Below are 25,672 nucleotides of genomic sequence, written 5' to 3'. Positions count from 1 at the left end.
GATTCCTCCTTAGCTCAGTTGGTTAGAGCATCTGACTGTTAATCAGAGGGTCCTTGGTTCGAGCCCAAGAGGGGGAGCTTAAAAAAAAGACGATCAAATTGATCGTCTTTTTTTTTGACAAAGTTCAAAGTTCAAAGTTTAAAAATTCCAAATTCCAAATTCCAATACTTAGGAATGATATTTTAACCTCAAAGAATGCAAGGTTTTACGCAAAGAGCGCCAATTTTATTATTTCGACCAAAAGGAGAAATCACATAAGAAACCCCACATTGTAAACCGCCAATCTTTGCCTACAAATGAATGCAATCTCTCGTAGCTCGAGATGACAAACAAGATGTGCCAATAAACTTACCTTCATTTTACATAAGTTCTGCAAATCGATCTATTTTAAATCTCAAATTCAAATATAGCGCGCGGTTTCAACCGCGGGAGACCAGCTCGTGAAATGTATTGCATTCCAGCGGTTGAAACCGCTGGCTATGTTTGACATTGTCTTTGAACAATTAAGCTTTCAAAATTTGTGCTTTTTATTAATGTATTTGCAGTTAAATACTATTTCACCACCAACGTCTCGCTTTTAAAGCGTTTCATCAGTAAATCAGCTTTTTCTATTTGATTGACTGCTTTTAAAGACTGAGCATATCTGTAGTAATAAATAATATCTGGATCTTTCACCAGAATAAACAACTGCTCGTAATAACCTGCTGCAGTATTTAGATTCCCTTCAAAATAAAGACGATCAGCAACTTTTTGAAGCATTTCTGGAGATTTATAGCCTTTTTGAAGTACTTTTTCATAAGTTCCTGTAATATCTACTTTGACGTACTTTTCGGACTCAGAAGAAGCAACATTCACCTGTTCTGGTACTGTCATGCTTTCCATAGAAACTTCGGGCTGTGTTAAACTTGATGTTACTTTTGGTTTTCGTTTAACATACCTCGGAATAATAGTTCTGGTATTATTAGGCCCCAAATCATTGGTATAAACCATATCTAATTTAGTTACCTCATAAGTTGTAATTCTGCCTCCAAACAGCTTATTTATTCTTTCTTCTACATAATATGATTTTATAACATAGTCATTGTTGGAAGAGAGATTATCAGTTAATAATATTGTTTTTCCGTATGTTGAAGAAGACTGAGGATTTTCTGTCTGCTGGGCAAAACAATTAAGTTTTAATAGCATTAAGATAGCAATTAAATATGATTTCTGCCTTTTCATAATAATTCAATAAAATTAACGGTTTACCTTAAAATTCTATTAAATGTATATCATATAAGCTGTTCCGATTAATAATATCCGCAAATAACTGGAAAAAACGTTGAAGCGCTTCTTTTCTTTTAAGCTTTCCTGATTAGGGAAAAAGGTTCCTTGGATTGTTTTTTAGCCGTTTGATAAATTGCAGAACATTCGAGATTTTTATTTTTGGCTGAAAAAAGACAAGAAGAATAACTGACAAAGTTGTTGAAAGGAAAGCAGTTAAAACATGATCAAATATACAATATTCTTCTTTCAATTCTTTTTTGTAAATTTGTATCATTATGAAAGATATTTCTAACACATCGGAAAGAGTGCAATTTGCACTAAAGCAAATGAGCAAAGTTATGCCTTTAGTAAAAAAGCAAGTTGCTGTTTATGAAAGAAACATATCTTTGGGAAAAGATCAAAAAAATCCTCAAGCAGCTCCGCAATTTAAGAATGTCTAAGCCTATTTTGACAGTTATTGCCGGATGCAATGGCTCAGGAAAATCTACTTTTTCCAAAGTATTATCTCCTGGGAAATTTACTCCTTTTGATTACTATTTTCAATTTTTAAAATTTTACAACTCTTTATTTGATTCAGACATAAGAGAGGATATGGCTCATAGATTAGCTTTTAAGGAGTTAGAAAATCAAATTAAAATAGCTATTGAAAACAATTCTAGCTTTTGCTATGAAACTAATTTTAATTCAACTCCTCTTCATTGGCCTAATATATTTAAAAATAATGGATATGATTTGCAGCTTATTTTTCTTTGCCTTAATTCAATTCAAGAAGCAAAGAAAAGAGTTGCCATTCGTGTAGAAAATGGAGGCCATTTTGTTCCTGAAAACGAGATTGAAATACGATACCAAGATGGATATCACAATCTTAATAAGTTCTTCGATTATTTTGATTATGTTGACTTATATGACTCTTCTGGATATCTACAACAGCCCTCTTATATTTTATCAATTGAATCTGGAAAAATTAAATCAACAAACTATATACCTGATTATCTAAAAAGATTGTTACCTGCCATAGTTCAACAGAATCAATAAAAAAGCGCTGCAATTTTCATTGCAGCGCTTTCCTATTTTATTTAAAAACTCTACGGTAATTAAACCCCTAACTTCTTAGCAATCTCCGTTGGAATTCCTCCTTTGTTTACTAATAATGCAGTAGTTTTATATTTTACGAAGTTCTTAGTTACAAACAAGAAACCTTTGTAGTCGTTTGTTTCTCCCCAAGAATTTTTTACGATATAGTATTCTTTTCCAGTTTGGTCTTTCGCTAAACCAATAATATGCATTCCATGGTCATCTGTTGTAGTGTAATTATCAAACGCAGCCTGACGCATTTCTGGAGTAATTTCTGGTTCTGCTTTTGGTCCGTTAAACATGTCTGCTTTTTCTTCTGCATTCATGTCGTCGAATTTTTTAGTTGGAACGTAAGCTACACCATTTTTCCAGCTGAAACTTTTTTCGCTAACATCTGTTGCCCAAGCTACTGTGTAACCTTTTTTCAAAGCATTGTCGATAACGTCTGTCATATCGTTCACTTTTACATTGTAAACCTGATCTAATGACCAGTTATCTGGCACCATCATCGTAGTTTTTTGGTAATATGGCGTATTGTTGAAAGATGATAATTCTACATACTCATCTGGGTTAATTCCAACCACTTCTTTAGCAAAAGATTGCGGTGTATAGCTTTTCCCTTTGTAGTTAAAGTTTTCTGGTACTTTTCCTAAATAAGAATCAATAACTGCTGCATAAGCTTTTTGCCAGTTTGGTGTCAATTCTCCGTTCGGGTTTTTAACAACCGCTGCCAAAACTCCTTCGATTAGAGCAGCCATTTCACCAAATTTATTTTTGTCTGTTCCATAGTTTAATCCTGTATAAACCTCTCTTGGTACAGTTCCGTATTTTTTATACATGTTAATAACATCGTGCAAAGCTCCTCCATCTCCAAGTGTAATTGCTCCGTGCATACGAACGTAGTTAATACCTTTCTCAACATATACATTTCTTGCAGAGTAAATTTGAGATAACTCAACCGGCTGTTTTCCTAAACGAATCATCTCTGACTCTAAGAATGAATTTGTCGAATAACTCCAGCAAGTTCCAGATGAACCTTGAGTTTTTACTGATGTTGTTCCTAAGTTAATTACTTCTGTAAATTTGAAGTTCTCTTTACTTTTGTCGCTAGCGTTTAGTTTAAGTGAATTTACTAAAACGTCCTGCGCAAAACAGCCTGCTGTTCCAGCCAAAAATACTGATGCTGCAAACACTGATTTGAATGAAAATGTATTCATAATTTATGTTTAAGGTTTAACAAAATTAGTATCAAATGTTTCTAATTTGTTACAAAACAATTAATTTTTTTGTAATCTATTGCTCTCCGGCGGTTAATTTTTTCACAATCTTTTTATTAAGCTGTAAAAGATTACAAATTATGTAAAATTACTAATGGCTTTAGCATTAGAATCAGATTGTAAATAAATACTCAATGACTGCTGGAATTAAAATCCGAATCTGCAGGACTTAGCGCAGGTTTTAAACGTAAATCCGATTACAATCTCAAAGCATTTTCCGAAATATTTTAGCTGTACGTTGGGCGAATATATGCGAAGAATCAAGATATTCCGCCGTAATTTATGGTTTCCAATTGCTTTGCATTTTGCTTGGAATTTTACACAATCGGGTATTTATGGAGCAATTACTTCTGGAAATGAAAAAACACCTGGTTTATTAACAGCCAAAATACAAGGTTCAGAATTAATTACCGGAGGAGAATTTGGTCCCGAAGGCAGTATTCAGGCAAGTGTAATCTGTCTTTTAGGAACCCTTATATTATTGTTTTTAAGCCAAAAAGAAAATAAGATTGTAAAACCGTATTGGAATAAATAACCCAAAAAAGAGAACATCAAGAAAAAGAGCTTCGACTCCGCTCAGCCTGACAATTCGCAATGTAAAAAAGAAAAAATTTAAGTTTGAATTCCCGGTAATAATTATCGGGAATTTCATCTTTCACCATTAACAACTTACCAATAACCATCAACCATCAACCATTAACCATTAACCATCAACAATTAACTATCTAAGCCAATTACTTCCAAAAACAATATAATAAGCCCAGTCTTCTGGACCTCTGGCAACATCGACTCCCATTCTGAGTTTAAATTTTCTAGCAAGTAAATATCTAAAACCCGTTCCGTAACTGTAGACAACAGGTTTTGCAAAGGCTTTGTCCCACTCGTTAAAAGCACTAGCAAGGCCGCCGTATCCCATTATACTCCATCGTCGGTAAAAATCCCATCTTAATTCGGCTTCAGTTACAATACTTGTTTTTCCCTGATATCTCGCCGCCGGAATTCCTCTTAAATTGATTCCTGGTCTTAAATAAAAAGGCGGGTTTCCAAACGCCTGTTCCCCTTCAATCCTCAGCCCGCCAATTAATTTTTTAGTTAAGGGATAAAACCCTATTGCAGATAAATTGACGCGCCACGCATCATAATCGCTCCCTAATATATTGTCTGACCAAAAGAAATCTGATTGAAGTCTAATTCCTTTATCGGGAGTAAATATATTGTCTCTTCCGTCAAATTGAATTGCACCTCCCAACTGACTTATGGTACTTTTAATATCTTTTGGCTCAACAAAAGGCGGCGGCAGATTAACGTCGGGCAGATTTATTTTAGAATTTAAAAAAAGATACTGAGGTCCGGCGCTCCACTTTGGATTGTTAAACTGTTTCAGCCATTGTGTATAAAAAATAGTAGATTTAAAATTGAGCTTAAATTCCTGATCTGGCAGATTTGGACGATTATTAGCATAAAAAGATAAATTCATATCGCCATAGCCAGCCATTACACGGTATAATATTTTGGGTTTAATAAGCGTTCCCGAACGAAAGCCTCCAACCATCCAGCTTTTATTTCCAGTATACATTCCGATGCCGCCCGTGATATCTGGATTTATAAAACGTTTTTTTCCGTTTTCATCGACAACTGGTGCGTGTTTTTTTAAGAAAACAGGAACAATTGCACCGCCTATTCCGCCTAGAGCCGGCTCTGTAATTACGGTTGGCACAACTATAAATCCGTGTGCATAAATGATGTAGTCACTTAAATCAAACGCTCCGTCTAGAGAATCTTTTACACTTATATGCTGTTTCTGTGCGTTTATAGGGTTTAACGACAGCAGGAACCAAAGCAAGAATAGGATAATTTTTGGGGTTGTTTTTTTATTTTTCATATAAGAATCTGAATCGTTTACATTAAAAAAATTACCTTATTCTTAGAATCTTAACTCCTTTAAATTACTTTTTCTTGAAGTCGAAAACATGTGCCAAAGTGATAAAGAAAGTATTTCCCTGAAATCTATTTACAGCATCGACTTCGCCAATCCATCGAAATCCTGCAGAAGTCATACAGCCAATATGAAGATAATTAATCTCAGCTCCCAGTCCGCCCACATGATCTTTTTCTGGCTCAAGCAACAGGCTTCCAACTGGAATTTTATCATCTGAAACTTTATACTGCAAATAATAGATTAGCCCTGCATTCAGTATTCCTTTTGGGGCTGTTTTTTCAGCATTCATACAATAAAAAGTTTTTCCTAAACCTCCTTCAACACTTAGGATATCACCTGTTTTAATGTCGGTATCTTTTTTCTTTCCATTAATTTCATAAGAAGCTAATGCTGAAAAGTGAAAGGTTTTTTTATCATTAAAGTATAATGTTGTTCCTGCTGAAAACTCATTCATAAACATTCCTAAACCACTATTATTACTTCCGCCCAGTTCATATTTTCCTGTTGGAAGATACAATTGATAGGTAAAAATAAAATCGGCTCTTTTATTATGCCAGCCTAATTGAATGGGCTGTACATACATATCTGTAAAGGCAAAATCACTTTTTGAATCGATATAACTTCCTTGAATAGTATTAGAAGCTCCTGCCAGTAAAATTGATGCTCCGTAGTTGGCTCCTAAAATTTTAAAGTCGGTTATATACGATGCCCCCGCACCAGTTATAAACATAGTCAAATCTGGATTTCCTATTTTATCGCCATCACCATTTCTTAAAGAAGATGCCGTATAAATATATGCAGGAACATAGACACTCAAGGTATTTTCAGGAGCCTGCGTTCCCGATTGCAGTCCCATAGCACCAAGAATATGTCCTCCTTTTAATTGTGCATTGCTGTAAAAGGAAGTCAATAGTAATAATAGCACTAAAACTGATTGTATTGTTTTTTTAGAATTATTAATTTTTGCTTTCATGGTGAGAAATGTTTTAAAATTAATTAAGACTTTACAACCGCCGATAATCGATTTTATGTAGAGGCATTATTCAAGCGATAATCACCTCTACGATCAGAATTTTTTCTAATGGTTTTAAAATACTCTGAAGGCGATTTCCCTGTGTGCTTTATAAATGCTCTAAAACAGGTTGTACGGGATTTAAAGCCAGAACCCCAAGCCATGCCTTCAAGAGACAAATCCTTCCATTCTGGATCGTTTATTTTGTCTTTGAAATACTCAATACGTTTAAGGTTAACATAATCCTGAAAATGAAGTCCAAATTCAGAATTAATCAAATTAGAGAGATGGTGAACAGATATTCCTGTTTCATCAGAAAGATCTCTAATAACAAAGTCTTTCTTCAAAAAGAGCTTGTTTGCATTTAAAATATAATCCAGCTTTACTAAATAATCTTCCTTTTTCTCGGCTGTTAACTCGTATGTAATTACCAGATTATTTTTATTGTCTTTTGATTTTACAGAAACTGCATTGTCATTTACAAAATCAAATGCTTCTTCTTCATCATGAAAAATCTGAGGTCTGAAATAAAGCCAGCCTACAGTAAAAAACAGAACTGATGAGATTAAGAAATAGCAGGAAATGTCTACAACATCGATTTTTCTTAATAGAAAATGATGAACAAAAAGGGCAGAAAATAAAAACAAAATCATAAGGTTATAAACCTTGATCCAGCTGATTACTTTAATTTGATGAAATTGGTCTCCTTTAAATTTTTTCAGATCATAGTTTAAAATCAACATGGTTTGAAAAAAGACATAGGAAAGCCAAATCGTCAAAGCTAAAATAGAAAACGGATTTTTGATTAGCTGTGCAATATACTGTGCCGCTTTTAAAGTGGTAAAACTTCCAACGTATGCAAAAAGTGTCAATACAAAATAAATAAGAAAAGGCAGAAAATGCAGCCAATCGTATTTTCTGATTCCTTTTTTTTCGAAAGATAAAATGTTTCTAACATATAAAAAGGAACAGGGTGCTGCTAAAAAAATAAAGGATTTTGTAATAGTAAACAGCTCTGGAAAATTTTTAATGGTATTGGCAGAAAGATAAAAATTGTAGATACTTACCACTGCAAGACTCAATAAAAACAGCCCCAGAAAGAAACTTTTTGAATAGTTTTTTTTGGAAAAAAGAACCATAATTGAGGTTGCCAAACCTGCGATTACGGCAATAAAAAAGAAAAGTGAAAGTAATATATCGATCATTTTTTCAAGGGTTAATTAATAATTATTTCTCTTAAAAATGTGAAAAGGGACTTCAATTGAAAGCTTTGTTCCTGCCTAAACCGACAGGCACAAAGCTTTCAATTGATTATTTACTTTTGAACTGCTCCAGGAGGGAAACCAGCAAGTATTTTTTTGATAGAACTATTTATAAATTCTTCTGGATTGTCTGGTTTGCTGTCAATTTCAGCATTTCCAATTCCCTGCCAAACTAATTTTTGAGTTTTAGTAGATACAATATCAATTACCACCGAACCATCAACATAATCATATGTATTAAATGTGGTATTTGCGCCTCCCATCATGGCGCCTCCACCCCAATATCCGTATGGACGATACATACCGCCATAACCATAAAAGTCAGTATTTGCACTTACAGAGGTTTTGTTTTTAAGGATAGAGACAGCATTAACTCGTAAATCTGGATTACTGGATTCTGTAAATCCTTTGGCAAGCATTTCATTTCGAATAGCTTTTGTTACTCGATCAACATTCAGCTGATTTACCTGACCCTGCTGTGCTTTTAGATCATAAACCGCAAAGGTTTTATATTCACCAAAGTTTGCAGAATGATCATAATCTGATGTTACTTTTACAGTTGGAGAGCAGCTGTAAATTAATCCCAAAAATAATATTGGGAGTATACGAAGATTTGTTCTTTTAATATTCATTGTTGTAGTATTTAAATTGTTAATTAAATCGGTTTAACTTGAATGTATTAAAATCTTGAAAATCTTAAATTGAAGGTCTTAAAATTGTTAAATAATAGATAAATATCAGCAACTTGCTTATAAACAATTACTTAACACACTCTCAAAGATAAATTATTTTATTTAATAATTTCAATTAAATAAATAAAATCTTACTAGTTTTTTGTTTCCATAAATTTCCAGATTTTTACATTTTTTTTTACCAGTTCAGATGCTAAAAGTTATGTTTCTGCAGCTATTGGCAGTCTTCCTGCTTTTACAGCATCTACCATTTTGTTATAATCGGCTTCGTTTTGATCTGCATATAAAATTGAAAACTTGGCGATCGCATTGGCGAATTCGTCATTTTTACCCATATATCCAGACAGTAGAGACGGATCTCCTGTACGTGCGTGCGCTCTTGCAAGTGCCCATCCGCAGGCTTTAGCATAATCACTCATGTTTTGTTCTTTCATGATTTCGAGAACGGGTTTTACTTTGGCATCACGAAGCTGACGGATGTAAAAAAACTTGTTCTGGCTGTCGTTTGTCCATCCTAAAAACATATCCGAAGCAGACTGCATCAGCTTTTGTCCCATTACAATTCGTTCTCCTTCATGCGGGTACTTATTTTTAATTTTTACATTGTCTTCCAGCACGCTTTTTCTGGCTTCTTTAAATTGTAAAAAAATAGGCTCACCAGTTGCCGACATCAGTAAACTAATCCCGCAGCTTGTTCCTACACTTCCTACACCTACCACCTTTACAGCCAGATCGTGCAAAGTATAACGGTTTAGAAGTACTTTTTTGTCATCTGGCAAAGAGTCGATATAACGTTTGTGCACAATTGCTGCTTCTTTTAAAATCCGTTTTCCTTCTTCTCCTGTTGGATGGTAAATTAAAGGCGGATCATCTTTTATTCTTGCGCGTGAACCTTCTTTATAAGTCATTTTTGCAAACTCTTTTTCGTGGGCTGTATATTCTCCCGCTTTTTTGATTCGCTTTTGCTGAAAAGATTTTATTTCTTCGTCTTCTCCTAGTTCTATCAATTCTGCCAGATCAATATGGGCATACCAAATCTGCAGTGCCGATAATTTACTGTATTCCAGCATATGCCTTTTGTAACTATCAGCCACATTCCAAGCAAATTCCTTACAGGTTTTTTTCGAAAATTTTTTCCATCTTCCGGCAATGGCAAAACTGGTGGCAAGTCTTTTCAAATCCCATTCCCACGGACCTGGATATGTTTCATCAAAATCATTAATATCAAAGACCAATTTTCGTTCTGGAGTTGCAAATCCTCCAAAATTCATCAAATGGCAGTCACCGCAAAGCTGTAGATGAATTCCAGTACTAGGTGTTTGAGCCAAATCGGCAGCCATAATTGCGGCAGCTCCTCTAAAAAATGCAAAAGGCGATTCCATCATTCGGCTGTAACGAATAGGCAGCAAATTTTCGATCCTTCCAATACTTGTCTTAATAAGAATCTCCACAGGATCTTCGCGATCCTCTGTGAGATTCAATTGCTGATGAACAGATCTAGGCGTAACTTTTCTGATCGCTTCGCCTTTGTCAAAACGTTCTGCTTTTGAAGCTGCAGCATCAAATGAAGTATCGGTTGTATTTTCAAATTCTTCAGCCATAAGTAGTTTTGCTACTATTTGATTGCTTTTAGTTTCTAAATTATAACCCTTAATTTGTTTTTTCTGGTAATGGTATTTTCCAATCGCCGCTTGTAACATTTTTAGCCGGTCCATAAAGCCTTACAATAATGTTATAGCCTCCTTTTTGAGGTGATGGAAGCCAATTGTTTTCTTTGTCTTTTCCTGGTGAATCCGTTTGCAGATAGATAATTAAATCTCCATTTGGTTCATACTTAATTCCTTTTGTACGGTCTCCTATAGAATATCTGTTAATTGGATTTTTCACCAAATTACGTTGCGGCAAATTGTACATCGTTATACTCCAAAAATAATCTACAGGAGGCAGTTGATCTTTCTTGAAATGAAGGACATACTTATTGGCAGCGTCTAATGGTTTTCCGTCTTTATCATTCATAGAGCCCACATAAACTGCTTCTTCCTTTGTATTACCATATATTCCCATTGCTGCCGCGGTAGCACGTAAAACATAGTTGTTTTTTAAATCAGTGCGAGTACCAAAAAGATTAAGAGAACTTGTAGTTTTGCTAATACTCTCTTCTAAAACTTTCCCTCCCTCTGCAATGCCTTCTTCAATGGCTTTAAGAATTTCGGGAGAGAATTTAGATTTATCGAAAGGAACGCCTGGAACAATTCCGATTTTCGCAAAACGTTCCAACAGTTCTTTTTCACTTTTATCAGGAACAGTATATTGCAGTAAAGAATTAAGAACATTGATAAATTCAAGTGATTTATAATCGGCTTCTTTCCACTCTGGCAGCGGCATAGCATATTTGACTGATTCTGGAGCGGTCGTTTTACTATACTCATGCAACGGAATTATGCGATAACCGCTTTGAATATTTTTGATAATGTTTGTTTCATTCACATTATCCATTTCGGTACGTCCTAAAATCGTTACTAAATTAGTCTCAGAAGTAAAGACTTTATCGATGCCTTTAGGAGTTTCTCCTTTCCATTTTGGACCTGCAATAAGATATTTACCGGCTTTATTTCCCGTAGCTCTTGAACCTACATACGCAAAATTGTAAGTGTACGCATCTATAAGCTGCATAACATAATAACGGTTGTTTGTAATTTCAGGAACTTCGAGTACAATAGGTTCATCTGAAAGGTTTAGTATTGCCCAAGAATATGGAGTATCATTGTTGGGAGTTACAATTGTGGTATCTAATGCTGTAAAACTTTTAGAATAATTTTTAAAAGTATTAAAGTTCTTCGCACCATTTGAGTTGTTTTTATCTAAAGCATAAGAATATACCGTTTTGTAATTGTAGAATATCGGAAAACCATAAATCCAGGCTTCTTTTGCAATTGATCTGGCAGAATCAATTGAAATAGATGCGTCTGAATTAACAACAGCTTCGTCTTTTTTATCTTTTTTACACGAAACTACTATCAATATAAGGATCGAAAGAAATAGAGTTATTTGCTTTTTCATTTTAATAATTTGTCATGTTACTATTTATTTCACTTCTTTAATATCATCCATTTTCCAGCTTTTATCAAAGTAAGCTGCAGTCGGCCCATAAAAACGCATGTAAGTAAACCAGTGTTTTCCTGGTAAAGTCTGCACCCAGTTTTTCTCTTTTCCGGCTGGAGCTTTTGGTCCAAAATACAAATCGACAGAACCATCGGCATTTTTTATGAGATCCTTACGGGAAGATAAATCAGCATTCTTCTGCGGATTATCAATCAAACAGCGCGTTGCCGTATCGTAAATAGTAATCGACCAGAAGTTGACTGCGGGCGGATTTGCTGGAATTTTCAGCGTGTAATTTTTACCTCCGTCCAGCCAGTTTCCTTCACTGTCGTAATACGAGCCTAAATACGCCTGACCTACATTTGGAATTTTGGTGATCATAGCTTTTGAATACGTAACAGCTTCGTAGAAATAAGAAGACCTTTCGAAGAATTCGTCGTAATTATCAGCATGCTGTGACGGATCTTTGATAATCATTACATAATCCCATTTTTTATCCGGCCAGTGTTTTACATCTTTGAATCTTTTGTTGAAAGAATTTGCCATGGCCATTTGTTGTCCTTTCGCAGCAGCGGCAACTAAAATTTTCTTCTGACGTTCGTCTGGCGTAAAAGGCTTTCCTTTTTCGATTCCGAGATTTCTCAGCCAAGCCATAAAAAACCGATCACGTTCTTCGACAGGTTCATTTTGCAAAATGGAATGAAGACGTTCCCAATAGGCGATTCCTGTTGGCTGAATTCCGTACCATTTTTTCCCTGCCGGCGGACTTACTACTTTTGTCGGCGCTGGATTCGCTCGTTTATCATAAGGATAAATTTTTACTTGTTTTACCAATGTTTCAGTTGCTTTTGGATCTGGATCTAATGCTCTGAATCCGAAAAACATATTTACTGTTGTACAAGGAACTATAAAATATCCTGCTGGCTTGAAATCTTTCATTGTCGGCGGTACTAAAATGTATTTCCCGCCTTTTCCTTTATCAGGCCCCATTTCTCCAATAGTTGCCTGTTCACGCTGCCAGAAATCTCCAAGTCCTCCAGCAGTATGTCCTGGAGGCATTTCAATAACTGTTGGTCCGTTTGCAGCAAGATCGATAAAGGACATAATATAAGGCGTTGTAGCATTTCCTGTTAGAATTCCTAAACGATCATTGTAAGTGTTATAAAAAACAAGATCATTACTGCTTGCATTAAATGTTTTATAATGAATTTGCTGCCATTCGGCGAAAGCCACAATTGGGAGTGCCCACAAGTAACATTGCGTTGCCTGCTGAAAATCCATTTCATCAAACAAAACTGGAATCGATTCTTTTGAAGGCAGTTCGCCATCCATTTTTATTGGAGTTCCAAATTCAGAAGCGACAACTGTTGTTGTATCTGTTGATGATTTTTCATTTATAATAGTCTTTTTTTCACAGCCATTTATTACAATTAAGCATAAGGATGCCAAAATAATTAGAAAATTATTTTTCATAGTTTTTGGTATTTGAATTAACAGTATGATACAATCAATATTATTCTATATAATTAAGAACCTGGAAATACAAAAGCTACAACAGCTCTTAATCCCCAATCGGGTCTTATTTCTTGATGGCCGACTATTGGAATTAACGGCATAACCGCAAATTGAACCACCTGATCACCTAATTTAGTAACGGCTCCAATGGATGGATTTAAGGAAATTAAAGTAGTATTGGCTTCCCAGTTTTGAGTAATTTCGGCATTGACACCTAAACTAGCACCGCTTTTATAACTGTGCGAAACAAAGATTTGTGTATAAAAACTATTAAAATCGGCGCGGTCTTCATTGCCTGCAACAGACCAAATTTGGTTGGCTATAAAACCAACCGAAAGTCCTTTGCCTTGGTGCATTACTAAAACACTTGGCCCAACACCAAATTTTTCTGTTCCTAAAAATTTATCTGTGGCAGTAGGTACTAAAAATGCAGGTCCAAATCCGAAAATAAGTCCTTTTGTTTTAGGCGCAAAAAAAGCCGTTACAGTTGCATCGCTTAAACCAAATTCGTGCGTATTTTCTCCTGTAATATCCTGTTGGTCAACCACTGGAAGAATGTAGCGCGTAATTAAATTTAAATTATCATTCAATTTAAAAGGAATTACAGGCTGTATATTTAAAGTATATTTTGATCCATTAAATGGTCCAATGCCATAACTAAGATTATTTTGTAGCGGCACGCTTATTAAACTCGCAACTGGATTGGCTAATTTATCTGCTAGTTCCTGAGCGCTTGAACCTGGTTTTGCAGGTTCTTCCTGTGCGAATACAACGAAATTTACAAGAGTAAATACTGCCGTGAAAAATAATTTAATGCTGTTTGCTGGTACATATTTCATAATCGGAGATTTTAAAAGATTTCGTAATCGTTCGCAGAAAATCAAAATGAAACAACTTTCAACTTAAAAGCTGTTTCATTTTTACTTCTCACTAATTCAAATTATTGATCTGGAAATATCTTTTTCCAGTCGTCTTTCATACTTATTACGTGATACTTATATTTAGCAGCAGTACTTAGCGATAAATTGTCTTTCTCTTGGTAATTATATTCTCTGATAGAATCATTGTGGTTTACAATCATTTGAAAGGAAGGATATTTACTTCCCTGAGAATATCGCAGCATGGCAAGATCGCCAGCGCCGCCTTCGTTTCCACAGGCAAAAACAGGTCTTTGTCCAATATGCAATTGGATGCCAACTGGTTTTCCTTCTTTATCATTAAATTGATCCAAAGCAGGTTCTCTAACGATGCTATTCTTCGCATCATCAAATTTGTATTTGAAGGAAGTTCCTACCACCTGGTCTTTCGGAATTCCGTAAAAATCTTCCGAAATGGCACGAATCAATTCAACAGTTCCGCCCGTAACAATAAAGGTTTTGAAACCGTTTGCACGGAGATAATTCAGCAGTTCTAACTGAGGCTGGTATCTAATTTGTTTTATAGATACATTTTTACCAGGATATTTGGCTCCCATAAAGAACTCTTTAGCAGATGCTTCAAACTCATCTTCGGTCATGCCGGTATGAGTTGCAGCAACTAATTCTATAAGTGCTTTATCGCCTCCTTTTTCAAAAAAAGATTTGTCTTTTTCTACAACTGCTTTAAATGGCTGTTTTTGTGCTAAAGAAGGATTGGCTTCCACCATTTTTTTTACACGGTAAAAAGCAAATAGTTCTTGAACATAAGGTTTTTCAGCCCATAGCGTTCCGTCGTTATCAAAAGTGGCAATTCTGTTTTCTAGAGGAATAAAATCTGGACTTCCTTCCTTGGTTACTTTAGTAACATAATCGATAATTTCTTTCTTTAGCGGAGTATCATTCCAGCTTGGCAGCGGATCAGAACTTTTGGCAACATTTGTAGTATCAGAAGCAGTAGAAGTCGTTGTTGAAACTGTATCAGCTTTTTTACAAGAAACCAACAACAATAGAAATAAGGGCAATATATATATTTTCTTATACATCATGATATTGATTTAAGTTATTGAAAAGCTTGAGTTATGGGTAACTCAAGCTTTATTTGCTAAATAATTTTATTATTTTTTCTTTGCTGGTTTTGCTTCATCCTCTTTTAATTTAGGAAGAACGTTTTTCTCAATATATTTTTGTGCTTTAATATCTTTCATCGCTTCTTCCATAATTGTGTAAGCAGAGAAACTTGGTGGAATTGATCTTGGAGGATATTCTTTAAATGTTTCTGCAAATACAACAACATCTTGAATTGCACCATACATTAGTTGCACATGATTCAACTGATAATCCCAAAAAGTATTTGAAGTTATATCTGCTCTTTCAAAAGGATCTTGATATAAATTAAATATCTTTTGCAAACGCAGTTTGGTGAAAGGTTCTGCCCACACTCCTAATGTTCCTCCTAACCTTTGTTCGGCAAAAACATATTTATAATCTCCTTCTCTCAACCCAACCAAAAGTCCATCATCATCTGTGTAAAAGAATTTATCTCTGGCACTCTTTGGTGTTTTGCCTTCTAAAAATTTACTTTGATCAAAACCATCTAAATGCACTTTATATGTTTTTCCATTTGCAGAGTATCCTTTTAAAAGTTTATTTACTATATCTGGCTCACCTGCAATCGATGCAAATGTGGGAATCCAGTCGTTATGGCTCATTATTTCATTAGTTACAGTTCCTGCTTTTATATGTCCTGGCCATCTTACTATACATGGTACGCGGAAAGCTCCTTCCCAGTTGGTATTTTTTTCTGAACGGTAAGGTGTCATTGCACCATCTGGCCATGAATTCATATGCGGACCATTATCTGTAGAATACACCACAATGGTATTGTCAGCAATTCCTAAATCGTCTAGTGCTTTCAAAATAGTTCCAATTGTTTCATCATGCTCTATCATACCATCGATATATTCGCTGTCGCCGTGTGTATATCTTCCTCTATGTTCTGCTCTAACATGCGTACGAAGGTGCATACGAGTGGCATTGAACCAGCAAAAAAATGGTTTTCCTGCCGCATTTTGTCTTTTAATGAAATCGATGGCTGCTGCTGATGTTTCGTCATCTACGGTTTCCATTCTTTTTTTAGTTAGAGGTCCAGTATCTTCGATTCTTTGTTTTCCAACTCTTCCAAAACGAGGATCTGTAGTTCCATCATCAACATTTGTTGCAGTACATTTTAGTACTCCTCTAGGTCCAAATTTTTTCAGATATTCTGGATCTTTTGGATAATCTGGCAATTCTGGCTCCTCTTCTGCATTTAGGTGGTATAGATTTCCAAAAAATTCATCAAAACCATTAACTGTTGGTAAACTCTCATTACGATCTCCCACATGATTTTTGCCAAACTGACCTGTTACATATCCAAGGCTTTTCATGATTCCTCCAACAGAAGGATCTAACTGACTCATTCCCATTGGTGCACCAGGAAAACCAACTTTTGTCAGTCCAGTTCTCAGACCATGCTGTCCTGTTAAAAATGCTGCACGGCCAGCAGTACAGCTCTGTTCTCCATAATAATGCAAGAATCGCATTCCTTCATTCGCTAAACGATCAATATTGGGGGTGGTATATCCCATAACTCCATCACTATAGGCACTAATATTAGTTGTCCCTATATCATCACCCCATAGCACCAGAATATTTGGTTTTTTACTATCTTGAGCTTTCACCTGAACAATCGCGAAGCATACTAATGCAAGAAGCATTATGGCATTTTTAAGTTTACTCTGTTTCATGATAAAAAAAATTCGTTAATGATCTTGTTATTTATATGAGTTGTAAATCCAAAAGAAAATGGGTAAAATGCTGCTTTCAAAAAACTTATTAATGGGAGTATATTTTTGATATGGCTTGGAAGATTTATTAAAAAACTTGAAATATTTTTTTAACTTTTTTTTAAGCTTCTCAAAATTAGCTAATAAATGAGCGAATAATTGTATTTATTTGGCAAGAGCTTGTTTCATTTTATAAAATGAAACAAGATAAATGGAGAATTTGCAACATCTGGTTTCATTTTTCAAAATAAAACTGTAGAAAGACATTAAAAATTTAAAACAAAAAAGCCGCTTACAGAAGTAAGCGGCTTTTTTGAGTATTATAGTGCAGAATAATTATTCTATTTCAGAAACTCTCATAGTGTTAACCATTCCTTTGTCTTTAATTGGCATTGCAGCAAGGTTAATTAAATAATCTCCTTTTTGAGCATAACCTTTTTCAACTGCAATTTGATTTACATCTGTTACAGTATCATCTGTACTTTCTTCATTATCATAGTAGAAAGATTTAACTCCCCATAATAAATTCAATTGTGTTAGGATTCTTCTGTTTGAAGTAAATACTAAAATATGAGCTGAAGCTGGTCTCCAAGCTGAAATTTGGAAAGCTGTATAACCGCTGTTTGTTAAAGTACAAATTGCTTTAGCTTGAATTTCATTTGCTAATAAAGCTGCTTGGTGGCAAACTGTTTTAGTTACAAAACGTTTTGTTTTAATCTGCGGTGTATTTTGTGGAACTTGAATTAATGGTGAATTCTCAACAGCCTCACAAATTTGAGCCATTCTCTGAATTACCTGTACTGGATAATTTCCTGTAGCAGTTTCTCCAGACAACATTACAGCATCTGCTCCGTCCATTACTGAGTTAGCAACGTCATTTACTTCTGCTCTTGTTGGTGTTAAACTTGTAATCATTGTCTCCATCATTTGTGTAGCAACGATAACAGGAATTCTAGCCGTTTTTGCTCTGCGGATCAAATCTTTTTGAACCAATGGAACTTCGTGAGCAGGAAGTTCAACTCCTAAATCTCCACGTGCAACCATTAAACCATCGCAATATGCTACGATCTTATCCATGTTCTCAAGAGCTTCCGGCATTTCGATTTTAGCAATAATTGGAATTTTTACTTCTGAATGCTTAGCGATTAGCTCTTGTAAGTCTTGTAAATCGCGAGGTGTTTTCACGAATGAAAGTGCGATCCAGTCTACTCTTTGCTCGATTGCAAAAATCGCATCAGCAATATCTTTTTCAGTTAAAGCTGGTAAAGAAATCTTTGTATTTGGAAGATTAACTCCTTTTTTAGATTTTAATTCTCCACCTTGGATAACTCTAGCAACAACCTCACTTTTTTTATCTGTAGAAACAATTTCGAAAATAAGTTTACCATCGTCAAGCAAGATACGCTCTCCAACGTTAACATCATTTGGAAAATTTTGATATTTCATGAACGCTTTTTTCGATGTTCCAATAATATCCTCTGCAGTTGTAAAAGTGATTTCATCACCATCATGTACCACAGTACCTTCTTCCATTACACCTACTCTAAGTTTTGGTCCTTGCAAATCTCCTAAGATTGCTGTAGTGTAACCAAACTCTTCGTTAAGGCCTCTAATAATATTAATCTTTTCTTTTACTCCTTCGTAATCTGCATGCGAAAAATTGATTCTAAACACATTAACCCCTGCATCGATCATATCTTTGATGATCTCTCTTGTACTACAAGCCGGGCCAAGTGTAGCAACAATTTTGGTTTTCTTGTTTGTTAACATTTTTTTTAAAAAATTAGATTGTTTTTTGATTTTATTTTATCTGTATCAACAGCATAAATAGCCGCAATACTTTCTATGGTATTTAATTTTTGTTGAATTTCTGAAAAATTAAGCGCCTCTTCGCTATTGTCTATTTTCAGGAAAAAATCGACTTTTTTAAATTCAGGAAGTAAATGAATTGTTGTAGAAACCTCACTTGTTTCATTAGAAAACAAATTCTGAAAATCATTTGTACTCACAGAAATGATTTCATTTTTATTCTGAATTAAATTCCAGGAAACAGCTTTTTCTTCATCATAATAATAGAATCTGGAAAAATTTGCTTCACCTTCCTTAGTCTGAGCATGGATCTCGTTTTTGCTCTTACTTAAGTTTATCGGAAGGATTTTATTGATAAAATAGGCTAATCGATAATCTTCTAATGAAGTATGAATTGCCATTAAATAATAATCAATTTCGTCAAATTCGTCTAAATCCAATCTATGAATAGCCATGTCTTGAAAAATCAAGTTGTAAATATACTATTTCTAAACGGAGCTTCAACAGTTATGACATGGTTGTTTTGTTAAATTATAAACGAAAACGTTATAGCATTGTGATACTTACAACATTTTTGCAGCTATTTCTTGTCAATTTTTTCTTGAAACGCAAAGTAAGCTCTTTGAGATGCTTTCTCTTCGGCTTTCTTTTTTGAAGTTGCTCTCGCTCTTGCAACTACTTTGTCGTCAATACTAAGTTTAACACCAAATAAACGCTGCCCGTCTATGCCGTTATCTTCAAAAATATCATAATGAAAAACTCTTTTTTCCTTTTGACACCACTCAATAACAAGACTTTTATAACTTATAACTTTTCCTTCTAATCGAGCAATATCGACATAAGGAGTTACTACTCTTTTCTCTATGAATTTTTCACAAAAAGAATAGCCTTTATCTAAATAAATTGCTCCAATAAGAGATTCAAAAATATTACCGTGAATGTTTTCTCCAAAATGCTGAATAGGCACTTTACTTTCTACGAACTGTACTAAATTCAAATCTTTACCTAATTCATTCAAATGCTCGCGGCTCACAATTTTTGAGCGCATTTTGGTCAAATAACCTTCATCGCCATTTGGCGCTTTGTTAAATAAATGTGCGGCTATTACAGCGCTTAACATGGCATCTCCTAAAAATTCTAAGCGTTCATAATTAATAGGATGCCCATTTGGATCTAGCTTATTAGAGGAACGATGCGTAAAAGCTCTCTTATAAAAATCGATGCTAGAAGGCTGAAAACCAAGAATTTTCTGAATAGTGTCAAAAAAAATCCCGTCTTCTAGAGAACGGGATTTAGAAAATATTTTTTTGATAATATTCATATACAGAAATTAGTCAGCTAATTTTTTAAACAATACACAAGCATTGTGTCCACCAAAACCAAATGTATTACTCATAGCAACATTAACCTCTCTTTTTTGAGGTTTGTTTAAAGTAAGGTTTAATGATGGATCAATATTTTCGTCAACAACTGTATGGTTAATCGTTGGAGGAACAATTCCATGCTGCATAGCCAAAATAGAAGCAATTGCCTCAATAGCTCCGGCAGCACCAAGTAAATGTCCTGTCATTGATTTTGTTGAATTAATGTTGATGTTTTTAGCATGTTCTCCAAAAACTTTGCTGATCGCTTTTAACTCAGCAACGTCTCCTAATGGAGTTGAAGTTCCGTGAGTATTGATGTGATCAACTTGTTCAGGAGTCATTCCAGCGTCTCTCAAAGTATTTTCCATTACGGCAATTACTCCAATTCCTTCTGGATGTGGTGCAGTTAAGTGATAAGCATCAGACGACATTCCGCCTCCGCCAATTTCACAATAGATTTTTGCACCTCTAGCTTTAGCATGTTCGTAGTCTTCAAGAACCAAAGCTCCTGCTCCTTCACCTAAAACGAAACCATCTCTGGTTGCATCAAAAGGTCTTGAAGCTGTTTCCGGGCTTTCATTTCTTGTAGATAAAGCGTGCATAGAACTAAAACCTCCCATACCTGCAATTGTAACTGCTGCTTCAGAACCACCAGAAACAATAACATCACACATTCCTAAACGAATGTAGTTGAAAGCGTCGATTAATGCATTTGCAGAAGATGCACAAGCAGAAACCGTAGTATAATTTGGTCCCATATAGCCATTACGCATAGAAATATGCGCTGGAGCGATATCGGCAATCATTTTAGGGATAAAAAACGGATTGAACTTTGGAGTTCCATCACCTTTAGCATAATACATTACTTCGTCTTGGAAAGTTTCTAAACCTCCAATTCCTGCTCCCCAGATAACACCAACTCTTTGTTTGTTTACATTATCATTGGTAATTCCAGCATCTTTAATAGCTTCATCGCTGGCAGCAATTGCGTATTGTGCAAATTTATCTAATCGACGAGATTCCTTGCGATCCATGTAGTCTTCAATATTGAAGTTTTTTACTTCGCAGGCAAATTTCGTTTTATGCTTTTCTGTATCATAATATGTTATAGGAGCCGCTCCGCTAACCCCATTCACAAGTGCATCCCAGTATTCCTGGATATTATTCCCGATAGGAGTAAGTGCACCTAATCCTGTTACAACAACTCGCCTTAATGCCATAAATATGTGTTTTGTACTTTAAACAAATAAAACCCACGCTTTCTTAACGTATTGTTACTTAAGAGCCATGGGAATTACAATATAAATATATCTTTTTGATTGAAAATCAATCGAACTTTAAAATTTAAAAAAAATAATAACACCCGACTCTTAAAAATTTCAAAAATCAAAAATCAAAATCCAATCGGAATTTGGAATTTCAAAAATTGGGTATTTTTAGAAATCGGGTGTGGTATTATTATTTTTTAGCTTCTTCGATATAAGAAATAGCTTGACCAACAGTAGCAATGTTTTCTGCTTGATCGTCTGGAATTTGAATATCAAATTCTTTTTCGAATTCCATAATAAGCTCAACAGTGTCTAATGAGTCAGCTCCTAAATCATTAGTGAAGCTTGCTTCTGTTACAACTTCGTTTTCGTCAACACCTAATTTGTCTACGATAATCGCTTTTACTCTTGATGCAATGTCTGACATAATCTTTAATTTTAGAATTTAATTTGTTGGCAAAAATAAAAAACTTTATTTTAAAACAACTATTTAGTTTATAAATGTGACACTAATTTATAAAATTAATTTCAAGAAAGGTCTTTTAAAGCTATTTATTTTCGTTTTTTATTCCGTTTTTTGCATTCTCAAAATAAATTCTATTATGAAAAAAATTATCGTTTTTGCCTCAGGATCAGGAACTAACGCAGAGAACATTATAAAATATTTTTCGAACATTGAAATTGCAAAGGTGGTTTCGATTTTTACAAATAATGCCTCGGCAAAAGTTATTGACAGAGCAAAAAATCATCAAATTCCAGTCGAAATCTTCTCAAAAAACGAACTTTTAGAGCGAAATGTATTACAAAAAATACAAAAAATCGACCCGGATTTGATCGTATTGGCTGGTTTCTTATTGAAATTTCCAGAAAACATAATCGAACAATATCCAAATAAAATAATAAATATCCATCCTGCACTTTTACCTAAATATGGCGGAAAAGGTATGTACGGAATGCACATTCACAGGGCTATAGTAAATAATAAAGAAAAAGAAACCGGAATTTCTATTCATTATGTAAATGAAAATTATGACGAAGGCGGTATTATTTTCCAAGCCAATGTAGCTTTAACAGACGAAGACACGCCGGAAACTGTTGCAGAAAAGATTCATGAGCTGGAACAAACACATTTTCCTGAGATTATCCATAAAATTCTGGAAGATTCAAATTCCAAAATTTAAATTCCAAATTCCAATTTTAGTTCGCAGAAATCTGCAATCTAAAATCTAAAATCTACACTCTAAATAAATGACTCACGAAGTACATATATATACAGATGGCGCAGCAAAAGGAAATCCTGGAAACGGAGGTTACGGCGTAGTCATGGAATTGGTTGGAACACCGCACAAAAAAGAATTTTACGAAGGTTTTCGGCTTACTACTAATAATAGAATGGAACTTTTGGCTGTAATTGTCGGTTTAGAAAAACTGAAAAAGCCAAATATGAAAGTCCTTGTAATTTCTGATTCTAAATATGTCGTTGATTCTGTAGAAAAAAAATGGGTTATAGGCTGGGAAAAAAAGAAATTTGCCGGCAGAAAAAATCCTGATTTATGGAAACGCTTTTTAATTGTGTATAGAAAACATCAAGTTGACTTTAAATGGATAAAAGGCCACAACAATCACCCGCAAAACGAACGCTGCGATGAACTTGCCGTAATGGCATCTATGCAGCCCAAACTTTCTGTAGATGTTTACTACGAAACTATAGGATCTAAAGAATAAAAAAAACGCATCAACTATTGATGCGTTTTTTATACTAACTTAAACTCTTACTTATTCTTTATCTAAATCTTTTGCTGTTTTAAATCCAGTTAAAAGTCCGATACCTGCCATTATGAAAATAATTGAAGGATAAACTGCCCCGTCATTCAAAGAAGTATAAGTGGTAATTAATAAGGCAATAAAAATTCCCACTCCGCTGCCTATTAATAAGAATGCCAGATTTACCACAAAGATTTTCCAGGCTGGTACTCCGTTTCCTTTTCCCTGCATAAAGATGCTGGCATCGACACCTTTTTCTATAAGTGCCAAACGTTCCCTGTTTCTAGTTGAATAAATTAAATAAACGATCCCGAAGATCATTAAGAAAAAGCTGATTGGAATAAAAATTTTGTCCATAATATTTACGTTTTTAATTGATTGATACTCCATATGACGAAGGTTTTCAAATTCAGGTTACAAGTTTTGGCAAAAATTTTCAATTTTTAAATCCCAAATCCCAAAATACACTGATAATCAGTTAATTTTGAATGTATTTTCACGGTACAAACTTGGTCAAAGTTTAAAACTTTGACCAAGTTCAGAAAGCCAATTGGAATTTGGAGTTTAAAAATTGAAATTTATTTTTTAAAATTCTTGTAACCTAAACAAATAAACTGTCGTCCTATATAATATGAGTACAATAAATGATCAACATTATATCGACAAAGTTCTGCAAGGCGACACCAATGCTTTTGCCGTTCTTGTAGATCGTTATAAGGATATGATCTTTACCTTGGCACTCAAAATGGTTAAAAACCGAGAAGAGGCAGAAGAAGTTGCACAAGATACTTTTATCAAGATCTATAGTTCTCTTTCTAAATTTAAAGGGGATTCTAAATTTTCGACATGGATTTATAAAATTGCTTACAATACCTGCCTCGACAGATTGAAGAAAAGTAAAAAAGACGATTTAAATATTTCTATAGATGATTTTTCTTCGCATTTAATTAAAACAATGGACAATGCTTTGAGCGCTTTAGAAGAAAAAGAACGAAAGCAGACGATTCAAAAATGTTTAAATTTATTACCAAGTGACGAAAATTTCCTTTTGACTTTATTTTATTTTGATGATCAGAATTTGGAAGAAATCGGAAAAATAATGAATATATCGGCAAACAATGCGAAAGTAAAATTATTTAGAAGCAGACAAAAATTAGCCGTAATTTTGAGACAGCAGTTAGAACCAGAAATAATAGAATGTTATGAAAGAGAGCGATAAAAATATGGAACAACTTATTGATAAAATGATGGCTGAGGAAAAACTGCAGTCACCATCTATAGATTTTACTTCCAAAATAATGAGTGAAGTTCTGGTTTTAGAACAAAGAAAACTTAAAGCATACAAGCCTTTGATTTCTAAACCCGTTTGGATTTTCATTGGAACTGCCATAGTTGCGTTGGTAATTTATTTATCTTTCTTTTCAGTTTCAGAAAACAATTTGGAAATTGGAAAAGTCTATACAGACAAAATTACAACTGCGTTTTCGGGAATTCATTTCTCCAAAAATATAATGTATGCTGTTTTAATTGTTCCTTTTATGATTTTGATTCAGGTTGGCGTTTTAAAGAATTATTTTGATAAGAAATATCAACTATAAAAATGAAAAAAGAAAAGTTAGTTTTCAAACACTTTTTAAGAGCAAAAAAAACATGCAGCTATTCTCTTTTATTGTTGTTGTTTTTTGTTACTGATTATGCATCAGCAATCCAGCCAGCCTTTACTAAGAAGGAAATAAAATTTGTTAGTGAAGGAATTTCACTCTCTGGTACTATTTTTACACCTAAAAAAACACAGGCAGCCGTTGTGATTATTCATGGATCTGGACAAGAAAAAAGAATGATAAACTTTGCTGCAACTCTAGCTAATGATGGAATTGCAGTTTTAACGTATGACAAACGCGGAGTCGGAGAATCAGGCGGTGTATATGCCGGACCTGAAGTAGGAACTAACAATGTTGATTTCTCCAATCTAAATCTTTTGTCTTTAGATGCCAGTGCTGCCGTAAATAGTTTGTCTAAATATTTATCAAATGATAAAATACCAATAGGTTTAATAGGAGGCAGCCAAGCTGGATGGATAATTCCATTGACCGCAGAGAAAAATAACAAAGTTAAATTTATGACAATATTTAGCGGAGCCCTTATAACGGTTAAAGAACAATTGAGGTTCCAATTTTTTACAAATGGAGACAATAATTTTTGGGATACGCACTCAGAAGAAGAGGCAAGAAAACATGTATTCAATGACCCTGATAAATATGAGTTTATTGATACAGATCCCAAAGACATTCTAGCTAAATTATCGATTCCAGGAATCTGGATTTTTGGCGGTAAAGATATTCAAGTTCCCGTAAAGCTATCAATCGAATATCTTGATGTACTAAAATCTAAAGGAAAACATTACGAATATAAATTATTTCCAAACTTAGGGCACAATACCGCATTTTCTGACTCTGAAGAACCTATGAAGGATGCCATCAATTGGATTAAAAGTATAAAATAAATAAAGCAATCATATGCAAAAAAATATTATTGTTTTAACTTGAAAAAGAAAATCATCTTCATTCAGAAAGCTAAGATAAAATG

General features: G+C 34.4%; 26 protein-coding genes and 1 tRNA gene. 9 read left to right on the top strand and 18 right to left on the bottom strand.

Translation table 11 applies throughout. The features are described from left to right. The first annotated feature begins 3 nt into the window (after positions 1-3). Positions 4-77, top strand: a tRNA-Asn gene (locus HYN86_RS05320). Between the two features lie 475 nt (positions 78-552). Here HYN86_RS05320 and HYN86_RS05315 read toward each other — a convergent pair. Then, a complete protein-coding gene (locus HYN86_RS05315) occupies positions 553-1,185 on the bottom strand; it encodes a hypothetical protein (protein WP_162789293.1) in 633 nt (210 codons plus the stop codon). Positions 1,186-1,541: 356 nt separating this feature from the next. Here HYN86_RS05315 and HYN86_RS20950 point away from each other — a divergent pair, with 356 nt between their 5' ends. Together HYN86_RS20950 and HYN86_RS05305 are read left to right on the top strand one after the other, a co-directional pair. Then, on the top strand, positions 1,542-1,706 hold the full coding sequence (locus HYN86_RS20950) for a hypothetical protein (RefSeq protein WP_162789292.1): 165 nt from the start codon (positions 1,542-1,544) through the stop codon (positions 1,704-1,706). Beyond that, positions 1,699-2,301: a hypothetical protein gene (locus tag HYN86_RS05305; RefSeq protein ID WP_113677100.1), complete on the top strand. Its 603-nt coding sequence runs from the start codon at positions 1,699-1,701 to the stop codon at positions 2,299-2,301. The genes HYN86_RS20950 and HYN86_RS05305 overlap by 8 nt, the downstream gene beginning before the upstream one ends. A 59-nt stretch (positions 2,302-2,360) precedes the next feature. Here the strand turns inward: HYN86_RS05305 and HYN86_RS05300 are convergent, their stop codons facing one another. Continuing rightward, positions 2,361-3,557, bottom strand: a complete 1,197-nt coding sequence (locus HYN86_RS05300) for a C1 family peptidase (protein WP_113677099.1) — start codon at positions 3,555-3,557, stop codon at positions 2,361-2,363. A 310-nt stretch (positions 3,558-3,867) separates the two neighbouring features. Between HYN86_RS05300 and HYN86_RS05295 the strand changes: the two genes are divergently transcribed. Continuing rightward, complete coding sequence (locus HYN86_RS05295) at positions 3,868-4,152, top strand: hypothetical protein (protein ID WP_205334631.1); 285 nt, start codon at positions 3,868-3,870, stop codon at positions 4,150-4,152. 186 nt (positions 4,153-4,338) lie between these two features. Here the strand turns inward: HYN86_RS05295 and HYN86_RS05290 are convergent, their stop codons facing one another. The 15 genes from HYN86_RS05290 to HYN86_RS05220 all read right to left on the bottom strand — a co-directional run bounded on the left by HYN86_RS05290 (position 4,339) and on the right by HYN86_RS05220 (position 21,749). Next, complete coding sequence (locus HYN86_RS05290; protein ID WP_113677098.1) at positions 4,339-5,499, bottom strand: BamA/TamA family outer membrane protein; 1,161 nt, start codon at positions 5,497-5,499, stop codon at positions 4,339-4,341. Between the two features lie 64 nt (positions 5,500-5,563). After that, on the bottom strand, positions 5,564-6,529 hold the full coding sequence (locus HYN86_RS05285) for a SphA family protein (protein WP_113677097.1): 966 nt from the start codon (positions 6,527-6,529) through the stop codon (positions 5,564-5,566). A gap of 53 nt (positions 6,530-6,582) precedes the next feature. Next, positions 6,583-7,773 (bottom strand): helix-turn-helix domain-containing protein, encoded by a 1,191-nt coding sequence (locus tag HYN86_RS05280; RefSeq protein ID WP_113677096.1) that lies wholly within the window; start codon positions 7,771-7,773, stop codon positions 6,583-6,585. A gap of 110 nt (positions 7,774-7,883) precedes the next feature. Next, a complete protein-coding gene (locus HYN86_RS05275; RefSeq protein WP_113677095.1) occupies positions 7,884-8,462 on the bottom strand; it encodes a DUF4136 domain-containing protein in 579 nt (192 codons plus the stop codon). 260 nt (positions 8,463-8,722) lie between these two features. Continuing rightward, a complete protein-coding gene (locus HYN86_RS05270) occupies positions 8,723-10,222 on the bottom strand; it encodes a DUF2252 domain-containing protein (RefSeq protein WP_230406432.1) in 1,500 nt (499 codons plus the stop codon). Next, positions 10,173-11,582: a DUF1254 domain-containing protein gene (locus tag HYN86_RS05265; protein WP_113677094.1), complete on the bottom strand. Its 1,410-nt coding sequence runs from the start codon at positions 11,580-11,582 to the stop codon at positions 10,173-10,175. Before HYN86_RS05265 ends, HYN86_RS05270 begins: the two co-directional genes overlap by 50 nt. 24 nt (positions 11,583-11,606) lie before the next feature. After that, a complete protein-coding gene (locus HYN86_RS05260) occupies positions 11,607-13,097 on the bottom strand; it encodes a DUF1254 domain-containing protein (protein ID WP_205334630.1) in 1,491 nt (496 codons plus the stop codon). A gap of 53 nt (positions 13,098-13,150) precedes the next feature. Then, on the bottom strand, positions 13,151-13,978 hold the full coding sequence (locus tag HYN86_RS05255) for a hypothetical protein (protein WP_113677093.1): 828 nt from the start codon (positions 13,976-13,978) through the stop codon (positions 13,151-13,153). A gap of 101 nt (positions 13,979-14,079) precedes the next feature. Continuing rightward, on the bottom strand, positions 14,080-15,099 hold the full coding sequence (locus tag HYN86_RS05250) for an HAD family hydrolase (protein ID WP_113677092.1): 1,020 nt from the start codon (positions 15,097-15,099) through the stop codon (positions 14,080-14,082). A gap of 72 nt (positions 15,100-15,171) precedes the next feature. Beyond that, entirely contained in the window at positions 15,172-16,842 is a 1,671-nt protein-coding gene (locus HYN86_RS05245) for an arylsulfatase (protein WP_113677091.1), read from the bottom strand. A 375-nt stretch (positions 16,843-17,217) separates the two neighbouring features. After that, entirely contained in the window at positions 17,218-18,651 is a 1,434-nt protein-coding gene (gene pyk / locus HYN86_RS05240) for a pyruvate kinase (RefSeq protein ID WP_113677090.1), read from the bottom strand. Between the two features lie 5 nt (positions 18,652-18,656). After that, positions 18,657-19,145 carry an IPExxxVDY family protein gene (locus HYN86_RS05235; protein WP_095953773.1) on the bottom strand — a complete coding sequence of 163 codons (489 nt, stop codon included), beginning with the start codon at positions 19,143-19,145 and terminating at the stop codon, positions 18,657-18,659. 125 nt (positions 19,146-19,270) lie between these two features. Further along, the gene (gene rnc, locus HYN86_RS05230) at positions 19,271-20,011 is read right to left on the bottom strand and encodes a ribonuclease III (protein WP_113677089.1); all 741 of its coding nucleotides are present in this window, start codon (positions 20,009-20,011) and stop codon (positions 19,271-19,273) included. 9 nt (positions 20,012-20,020) lie between these two features. Continuing rightward, a complete protein-coding gene (fabF, locus tag HYN86_RS05225; protein WP_113677088.1) occupies positions 20,021-21,274 on the bottom strand; it encodes a beta-ketoacyl-ACP synthase II in 1,254 nt (417 codons plus the stop codon). Positions 21,275-21,512: 238 nt separating this feature from the next. Beyond that, positions 21,513-21,749 carry an acyl carrier protein gene (locus HYN86_RS05220; RefSeq protein WP_007137004.1) on the bottom strand — a complete coding sequence of 79 codons (237 nt, stop codon included), beginning with the start codon at positions 21,747-21,749 and terminating at the stop codon, positions 21,513-21,515. Between the two features lie 175 nt (positions 21,750-21,924). Between HYN86_RS05220 and purN the strand changes: the two genes are divergently transcribed. Both purN and rnhA read left to right on the top strand, forming a co-directional pair. Further along, the gene (purN, locus tag HYN86_RS05215) at positions 21,925-22,503 is read left to right on the top strand and encodes a phosphoribosylglycinamide formyltransferase (RefSeq protein ID WP_113677087.1); all 579 of its coding nucleotides are present in this window, start codon (positions 21,925-21,927) and stop codon (positions 22,501-22,503) included. A gap of 67 nt (positions 22,504-22,570) precedes the next feature. Continuing rightward, positions 22,571-23,047, top strand: a complete 477-nt coding sequence (gene rnhA / locus HYN86_RS05210; RefSeq protein ID WP_113677086.1) for a ribonuclease HI — start codon at positions 22,571-22,573, stop codon at positions 23,045-23,047. Positions 23,048-23,098: 51 nt separating this feature from the next. On the opposite strand, the gene HYN86_RS05205 is transcribed toward rnhA, so the two are convergent. Beyond that, on the bottom strand, positions 23,099-23,443 hold the full coding sequence (locus tag HYN86_RS05205; protein ID WP_394336088.1) for a DUF6249 domain-containing protein: 345 nt from the start codon (positions 23,441-23,443) through the stop codon (positions 23,099-23,101). 274 nt (positions 23,444-23,717) lie between these two features. Between HYN86_RS05205 and HYN86_RS05200 the strand changes: the two genes are divergently transcribed. Genes HYN86_RS05200 through HYN86_RS05190 form a run of 3 tightly spaced genes read left to right on the top strand, consistent with a single transcriptional unit; the run spans position 23,718 to position 25,589 of the window. Continuing rightward, positions 23,718-24,305 carry an RNA polymerase sigma factor gene (locus HYN86_RS05200; protein WP_113677085.1) on the top strand — a complete coding sequence of 196 codons (588 nt, stop codon included), beginning with the start codon at positions 23,718-23,720 and terminating at the stop codon, positions 24,303-24,305. Positions 24,306-24,309: 4 nt separating this feature from the next. Further along, on the top strand, positions 24,310-24,684 hold the full coding sequence (locus tag HYN86_RS05195) for a hypothetical protein (RefSeq protein WP_230406431.1): 375 nt from the start codon (positions 24,310-24,312) through the stop codon (positions 24,682-24,684). A 2-nt stretch (positions 24,685-24,686) separates the two neighbouring features. Next, positions 24,687-25,589: an alpha/beta hydrolase family protein gene (locus tag HYN86_RS05190; protein WP_113677083.1), complete on the top strand. Its 903-nt coding sequence runs from the start codon at positions 24,687-24,689 to the stop codon at positions 25,587-25,589. Positions 25,590-25,672 lie beyond the last annotated feature (83 nt).

It is taken from the genome of Flavobacterium fluviale (genome assembly GCF_003312915.1).
In the GTDB taxonomy this organism is placed as follows: Bacteria; Bacteroidota; Bacteroidia; order Flavobacteriales; family Flavobacteriaceae; genus Flavobacterium; species Flavobacterium fluviale.
The sequence above is the reverse complement of the archived record's forward strand: the minus strand, read 5'-3'. Positions and strand labels throughout refer to the sequence as shown.